The organism is Methanocalculus sp., from assembly GCF_029762515.1.
GTDB lineage: Archaea > Halobacteriota > Methanomicrobia > Methanomicrobiales > Methanocorpusculaceae > Methanocalculus.
In genome coordinates this window covers 1-7,048 of sequence record NZ_JARVGN010000077.1, presented here as the reverse complement: position 1 = coordinate 7,048, position 7,048 = coordinate 1, and the positions used below count along the sequence as shown (strand labels likewise).

9 protein-coding genes and 1 pseudogene are annotated in these 7,048 nt (G+C 51.8%); 6 read left to right on the top strand and 4 right to left on the bottom strand.

Going from position 1 to position 7,048, the window contains the following annotated elements:
• The 4 genes and pseudogenes from QCH34_RS04125 to QCH34_RS04110 form a co-directional block, all read left to right on the top strand.
• Window positions 1-261 (top strand): annotated as a pseudogene (locus QCH34_RS04125) (bifunctional hexulose-6-phosphate synthase/ribonuclease regulator); the annotation flags it as partial.
• Window positions 262-413: 152 nt separating this feature from the next.
• Entirely contained in the window at window positions 414-1,106 is a 693-nt protein-coding gene (locus QCH34_RS04120; protein ID WP_300330537.1) for a DUF1538 domain-containing protein, read from the top strand.
• Window positions 1,103-1,837 (top strand): DUF1538 domain-containing protein, encoded by a 735-nt coding sequence (locus tag QCH34_RS04115; RefSeq protein ID WP_300330534.1) that lies wholly within the window; start codon window positions 1,103-1,105, stop codon window positions 1,835-1,837. The genes QCH34_RS04120 and QCH34_RS04115 overlap by 4 nt, the downstream gene beginning before the upstream one ends.
• On the top strand, window positions 1,834-2,175 hold the full coding sequence (locus QCH34_RS04110) for a P-II family nitrogen regulator (RefSeq protein WP_300330531.1): 342 nt from the start codon (window positions 1,834-1,836) through the stop codon (window positions 2,173-2,175). Before QCH34_RS04115 ends, QCH34_RS04110 begins: the two co-directional genes overlap by 4 nt.
• Window positions 2,176-2,177: 2 nt before the next feature.
• Here the strand turns inward: QCH34_RS04110 and QCH34_RS04105 are convergent, their stop codons facing one another.
• From QCH34_RS04105 to QCH34_RS04095, 3 genes are read right to left on the bottom strand one after another with little or no spacing between them, the layout of a single operon-like run.
• On the bottom strand, window positions 2,178-2,612 hold the full coding sequence (locus QCH34_RS04105) for an ACT domain-containing protein (protein ID WP_300330540.1): 435 nt from the start codon (window positions 2,610-2,612) through the stop codon (window positions 2,178-2,180).
• The gene (locus tag QCH34_RS04100; protein WP_300330528.1) at window positions 2,609-3,910 is read right to left on the bottom strand and encodes a phenylacetate--CoA ligase family protein; all 1,302 of its coding nucleotides are present in this window, start codon (window positions 3,908-3,910) and stop codon (window positions 2,609-2,611) included. The genes QCH34_RS04105 and QCH34_RS04100 overlap by 4 nt, the downstream gene beginning before the upstream one ends.
• Window positions 3,910-5,199 (bottom strand): phenylacetate--CoA ligase family protein, encoded by a 1,290-nt coding sequence (locus tag QCH34_RS04095; protein ID WP_300330526.1) that lies wholly within the window; start codon window positions 5,197-5,199, stop codon window positions 3,910-3,912. The genes QCH34_RS04100 and QCH34_RS04095 overlap by 1 nt, the downstream gene beginning before the upstream one ends.
• 124 nt (window positions 5,200-5,323) lie before the next feature.
• On the opposite strand from QCH34_RS04095, the gene QCH34_RS04090 reads away from it, so the two are divergent.
• Window positions 5,324-5,506: a hypothetical protein gene (locus tag QCH34_RS04090; RefSeq protein WP_300330524.1), complete on the top strand. Its 183-nt coding sequence runs from the start codon at window positions 5,324-5,326 to the stop codon at window positions 5,504-5,506.
• 18 nt (window positions 5,507-5,524) lie between these two features.
• Here the strand turns inward: QCH34_RS04090 and QCH34_RS04085 are convergent, their stop codons facing one another.
• On the bottom strand, window positions 5,525-6,127 hold the full coding sequence (locus QCH34_RS04085) for a hypothetical protein (protein WP_300330522.1): 603 nt from the start codon (window positions 6,125-6,127) through the stop codon (window positions 5,525-5,527).
• A 70-nt stretch (window positions 6,128-6,197) separates the two neighbouring features.
• On the opposite strand from QCH34_RS04085, the gene QCH34_RS04080 reads away from it, so the two are divergent.
• Window positions 6,198-7,048 (top strand): hypothetical protein (locus QCH34_RS04080; protein WP_300330520.1); only part of this gene is annotated, 851 nt, incomplete at its 3' end.

The following is a 7,048-nucleotide window of genomic DNA, read 5'->3' as shown; positions in this document are numbered from 1 at the left end:
GCAGCAGTCCCAAATGCCGGTGAGCCGAAAGGGTTTGGTGAGATCAATCCTGAGATTCGGTGCTGCGGACAGGCGGTTCGTCCGGGGGACTGGATCATCGGGGATGGAAGCGGAGTCGTCGTCATTCCAAAAGAGCATGCCTATGAGATCAGCCGCCGCGCAGTTGAGGTTTTTAAAACCGAAGAGCGGCTGCGCGAAGAGATACGGCGGGGATCAACCCTCTCGGTTGTGATGGATCTGCTCAGGTGGGAGAAGCAGTAAACATCTTCCTACAATATCTGACAACCACCTGTTTTTTACGATTTCAGGGTGAATATACATCCAGACCCGGATACAGTTTTTTTCCGATACATGTGATGGCTGGCATCCGGTTTCAGTATGGCTCATGAAGGAACAGGCAGGATGGAACAGGAATGTTGAGTGAAGGGCGTGAAACATTAAAAGAGGTCATTCAGGCAGTGGCACCTATTGCCCTCATTGTATTGATCGTCCTTGCAGTTCTCACCAGTTCACCGGTTTCAGATCTGGTCAACTATGCTCTGGGGGTTATCATGCTTACCGCCGGCATTACGCTCTTCCTGATTGGGGTGAATAACGGTCTTCTTCCGATGGGTGAGGCGATCGGATCCGATCTCCCAAAACATGGATCCATCTATCTGGTCATCTGTATTGCCTTCTTCTTTGGGTTCCTTGCCACAGTCGCAGAGCCGGATGTGCGTGTGCTGACGAATATGGTCGAGATAGTCTCAAATGGTGGAATCGCTCGCGACCCGATGATCCTCTCAATTGCAGCAGGTGTTGGGATCTTCGTCGCACTTGCGATGCTCAGGATCGTCGTTGGTGTTCCCATTACCTGGCTCTTTACCGGAGGGTACCTGCTTGTCATCATTCTGGCATTATTTACTCCGGCTGATTACCTGCAGATCGCCTATGATGCAGGGGGGGTGACGACGGGACCGCTCACGGTTCCCTTCATCCTCGCTCTTGGAATCGGCCTGAGCTCGGTTCTTGCCGGTAGATCAGCACTGACTGACGGATTCGGGTTAATCGGGCTTGCATCAATCGGCCCGATCATCGGCATAATGCTCCTTGGGATCCTGGTATGATAGCCGAGCTCGTCATATTCAACGGTATTGCCGCAGTCATCCAGGATGCCGTCATCGCACTCATCCCGCTCTCAATCTTCTTCATCCTCTTTCAGGTGACGTACCTGAAACTCCCTATGGGGCATGTGATCAACCTCTTCAAGGGGATATTCCTCACCCTCATCGGTATGATCCTCTTTCTTCAGGGCGTGCATATCGCATTCATCCCGGCAGGAGATGCGATAGGATCATTCTTCAGCGCTATTGGCAAAGCCTGGATACTCATCCCGTTTGGATTCTTCCTCGGTATGCTGGCAACCTATGCCGAACCCGCAGTCCGCATTCTCAGTGCCCAGGTTGAACAATCCTCAAGCGGTTTTATCAAGGGAACACTGATCCTCTACACACTCTCAATCGGCGTTGGGATTGCTGTTGCACTCGGGATGGCGCGGATCGTCATCGGCTTCCCGTTTCTTCCCCTCATCATTATCGGATACGCAATTGCCATCATCCTCCTCTGGCTCTCGGACAGGGACTTTGTTGCAATCGCCTTTGACTCAGGCGGTGTTGCGACAGGACCGATGGCAGTAACTTTCCTAATGGCACTTGCTATTGGTGTTGCAGCAGGCATTGAAGGACGTGATCCGATTATAGACGGGTTTGGACTGATCGCGTTAATCGCCCTTGCCCCAATCCTCTCCATTCTAGTACTTGGGATCTACTTCAGAATCAAAAAGGTGAAATCATCATGATCTGTGAAGGCTGTAAAGAACTCATTGTAACAATTGTTAAAAAAGGCTGGTCACAACAGGTGATCGAGGCATCCCGAAAGGCAGGTGCATCAGGCGGTACTATCATTCCCGGTCGTGGAACCGGCATTCATGAGATGCAGACACTGCTTGGGATCAGGATTGAGCCTGAAAAAGAGATCATCCTGACAATCGTCAGTCCCGAGCAGACCGATACGATCCTTGCGGCAATCGTATCTGCAGCGGAACTTGAAAAGCCCGGCAATGGGATCGCCTTTGTTATCAATCTCGCCAAAGTCGCAGGCCGCGTCCATATGTTCACAAAAGGAGATGAAGAATAGGGCTACCCAAGATCGCTCTCTCTCAGGAGGGAGCCACCGGCAGCCTGAATCTTCGAGATTGCCTCTCCCGCCTGGCTCACCCTCAGAATCAGCACCGCTGCTTCTCTGCCGGAATAGGCATACGCATACTCGATATTAATCCCGGCATCACCGAGGATCTGTGCCACCTCATGAAGTCCTCCCGGCTGATCCTTCATCCGAACAGCAATCACATCGGTGAACTGGACGGCAAAACCGAGTTTTTCAAGGACAGATCGGGCATCGTCAGGCTTGTCAACAAGTGCCCGAACGACACCGAAGCTGTTTGCCTCTGCAATTGAGAAGGCATAGATATTCACATTACTCTTCTCGAGCGCCTCTGCAATAGCCGCAAGCCGCCCGGGTTTGTTCTCCGAAAAGATGGAGATCTGTTTGATGATATATTCTCCCTGCATCAGAATACCCTCCTGTCGATGACACGTTTTGCTTTCCCCTCAAAACGGGGTAGTGAACCCGGTTCAGAGAGGTCAACCTGTACCGCCACATTCAGGGCGTTTTTCAAGGTATGCTCAACCTTTCGCTTGATGTTGATGAGATCGTTGATCTTATCAGATAATGCCTCCGGTGCCATCTCAACCCGGACAAGCATATCGTCAAGCGATCCCTTCCGATCAACCTCGATCATGAAATGCCCGGATAACTCAGGTATGCTTAAGATCGCATGCTCAACGGCCGAGGGGAAGACATTGATGCCCCTGATAATGAGCATGTCATCAACCCGCCCGGAGATCCGCTGGATGCGTGGGTGTGTCCTGCCACAGGGGCAGGGTTCATCAAGAATCTGTGTCAGATCCCCGATCCGGTACCGGATCATCGGGAGCGCCTCTTTCTGGAGGACGGTCATCACCAGCTCGCCATGTTCGCCGGGCGGGAGCGGCTCTCCGGTCTCCGGATCAATGATCTCGGGGATTGCGATATCGCCCCAGATATGAATTCCCTTCTGTTCAGAACATTCAGAGAACATCGGGCCAGATATCTCGCTTGTGCCGTAGATATCATAGGCGCGGACACCCATCGTCTCGTAGATACGGGTCCGCATCGTCTCGGACCAGGGTTCTGCACCGATGATAGCTGACCTGAGCTGGGTATCCTTCTGGATGGAGACTCCCATCCGTTCAGCCGCCTCGCCGATATGGATCAGATATGATGGCGTGCAGGCAATTGCGGTCGCCTTTAGGTCCTGCATCAGTTCGATCTGCCGCTCGGTGTTTCCGACACTTGTTGGAAGAACTGTTGCCCCGATCCGCTCGGCACCATAGTGCAGGCCAAGCCCCCCGGTGAAGAGTCCATAGCCATAGGAGACCTGGATCACATCCCCTTTCCCGATCCCGCAGGAGGTGAGGGCACGTGCAAGGGATGTCGTCCAGAGGTCGAGATCTTTCTGTGTATATCCGACAACCGTCGGCTTGCCGGTTGTCCCGGATGAGACATGGTAGCGGACGAGATCGTTCTGTGGAGCACAGAAGAGTTTGTCCGGGTAGTTATCCCGCAGATCACTCTTATACATGAAGGGAAGAAGCCTGATATCCGCAAGCGTTTTGATATCATCGGGATGAACCTTTGCCTCCTTCATACGGGCATGATAGAAATCCGAGAAGCTGTACAACCGGTACACAAGAGTCTTCAGGAGCCGGTACTGGACTTTTTCGAGTTCTGCTTTTGGCATCTCCTCGATTCGGGGATCCCAGGAGTGCATCAGAGATCACCCCTCCGGTCCACAACACGTTTGGCTTTTCCTTCAAACCGTGGGAGCGATCCGGGTTCCACAAGCCGGACAGTGGTTCTGAGAGAGAGTGCGTCATGCAGCTTCCGTGAGATCATCGTCTGAAGGCCGACAAGGCCATCCAGCTCACCCGAGAACGCCTGCCGGTTCATCTCAACATCGATTGTCATCTCATCAAGATGGTTTTTCCGGTCAACATATACCATATACTGATCACCCACCTCGGGGATTCCAAGGAGCACATGCTCGATCTGGGAGGGGAAGACGTTGATTCCACGTATCACCAGCATATCATCGCTCCTCCCCATAATACGTGCGATACGCCGTCCTCTTCCACAGGGGCAGTCATCCTCAAGGATCATGGTGATATCGCCTGTCCTGTACCGGAGAAGCGGCATCGCCTCCTTTGAGAGGGATGTGATCACAAGCTCACCCTTCTCTCCGGGTCCAAGGGTCTCGCCGGTCTTTGGATCGATGATCTCGGAGAGGAAACAATCCTCCCAGATATGAAGGCCATTCTGTTCCGGGCACTCGAAGGCGACACCGGGTCCAAACATCTCGCTCATCCCATAACTATCATAGGCATTAATCGAGAGACGTGACTCAAGCTCCTGGCGCATCGTCTCAGACCACGCCTCTGCCCCAAAGACCCCGATCCTGAGCGTGGGAAGGGAAGTGCCCATCTGCTCGACCACTTCGGTGATGTGGAGGGCATATCCTGGTGTGCAGTGGATTGATGTAACTCCAAAGTCGTTGATCATCTCGATCTGGCGTTTTGTGTTTCCGGTGGCGCTTGGGATCACCATCATTCCCATCAGTTCCGCACCATAATGGAAGCCAAGTCCGCCTGTGAAGAGACCGTAATTGACTGCATTCTGGAAGGTATCCTCAGGCGTCAGGCCCACCATCGTCAGGTTCCGGGCGATCAGATCCGCCCATGCCGCCAGATCATTGCGGGTATACCCGACAACGGTCGGTTTGCCGGTTGTGCCGGATGTCGTATGAATCCGGACAATATCACGTCGTGGAACAGCAAAGAACCCAAACGGATAGCCTTCACGAAGATCGGTTTTATAAGTAAACGGCAGTTTCCTGACATCATCGGGAGTATGGATTGAATCAGCAGACAGGCCCTCCGCGCGGAGTTTGTTTTTAAAGAAGGGGACTTTTTCAGCCTGCGAAATCGTCCATTTCAACCTTTTTAACTGGAGTTCTTCGAGGTCTTTTCCACGAAGGGTTTCCATCTCTTTATTCCAGAACATTGCTATCCCTGTATGAAGTCTTGTTTGCGGTATGACGCATTAGACTTTGTCAGATGTTGACACGGTACATGGAGGATATGAAGAACGTTTATATGCTACAAAAAGAACGAAAAATATGATACATATGGTAGATAAAGCAGGGCTTGGAAGCCTTATCGCAGGAATCGTACTCATTCTTCTCGGAGGGTATGGGATTTACCTGTACATCCCCGAGGTGATCATGGTGTTGAAAGGATCGCTTGGGATCATCGCCGTCCTTATCGGCTTATTCCTCGCCGTGATCGGGTTCTTCATAATGAAAGAGTGAGAAAAAGAGATTCCGGTTTCAGGTAACCGGCCAGATATACCACTCATCTGCCTCAAGCACTACCCCGGTCGGGAGGTTCACTCTGGCATTGATCCTGCCGATGCCTCGATCCTGATCGGTCAGGGTCAGCTCAGTATAGGGAATCCATATTCCACGGAGAGGATAATCCCCTTCTGGCAACGAACGCGTGATGGTGGATGAACCCCGGTATATCTGCCGTGGATTAATCTTTATTTTTTGCCGGTTTGTGTCGGGGGTATGCATGGTGATCTGTATTGAGATGGATGTTCCTTCAAAACTGACTGGTCGGTTATATGCATCATAGAACCTGTACTTGATTATCAGGCCATCCTGATTGTGAAACCCGCCCAGATCCAGTGGCTCAGCCCATATAACCATCCGTGATATCCCACTTATTCCACCGGCTGGCTGAGAATACGGCTGTGAATAACCTTGTGATTCTGCTGCAGGTGCATCATCTGCTGGCTGATATGTCGCCGGGTACTGAGTTACCGGAGGCTGATTGCCCGGATCATTCTGCACCGGGAGAAAACCCGTGCATCCGGCAGATGCCGAGAGTGCAATAAGAGAGAGGAATGCAATGATAACGATGCGATTCATACTGGCTGTTCTGCAGTGGCAGCAGATAAGTATTGTCTTCAGCAGGGTTTGATGAGGTGACAGGCAGAATATGATACAAATGGACGTACCCGAATGGATCCCCACATTCATCATCTCATATGCATCCGGGAGGAATTACCAAGCGATCCTCTCTTCATCCGGAGACAATCTGAAGCTGCTCTCCGTAGTTAAAGAAGGAATCGGTGCAGCTGAGGTAGTCGCCATGGTCGATACCCCGGCAACCGGATCAGCGGATGAGATAGAAGTCATCGCGGGAGATCCCGTATCAATTCTTAATGGTTGCACCCGTGTATTCGACTTCGTTCTGCTCTTCCCCCCAAACCCTGCCTCAGTTCCGGATCTGCTTTTCGCCTCAGCACTCCGTATCTCAGATAGCGGGGCTCTTATTGCTCTTGTTAACGCAGATTTCTTCCGGGAAAGCACGATAATCCAAAAGATCTCAGAATCAGGATTCTTCTGCGAGGCGGCACTTACCCTGAGATTGAATTCCTCTCTACAGTCAGAGAAGGAAGAAGAGCTGCTCATCATCATCCGGAGGGGGGAGAGAGAGATGATCATGGCAGGAGAACTCACCCAAGATGTTGAACGACACAGGATCCTCCTTCAAAATCTGCAAAGTCAGAAGAATGGAAAGAGAACTGAGCTTGGGATATTTATCAGACGATCCCAGTACAGAAGCTTAGATGAGATACTCCTTGAAGAGCGTATCAGTAAACTGGCAGAAGAGCATGGAGCACCCCGTGTTCCATTCTCCGGGATCACCCGGTCGATTTCGACTGGTGCCTGCGGAACACTACAGGATGCCGGTAGGAGGATCTACCTGCCTTATTCACCGGCTGCACCCCCGGTTATCTCACATGAGGATCTGAGCGTCCCCCCTTCAGATGCCGCATGCATCCT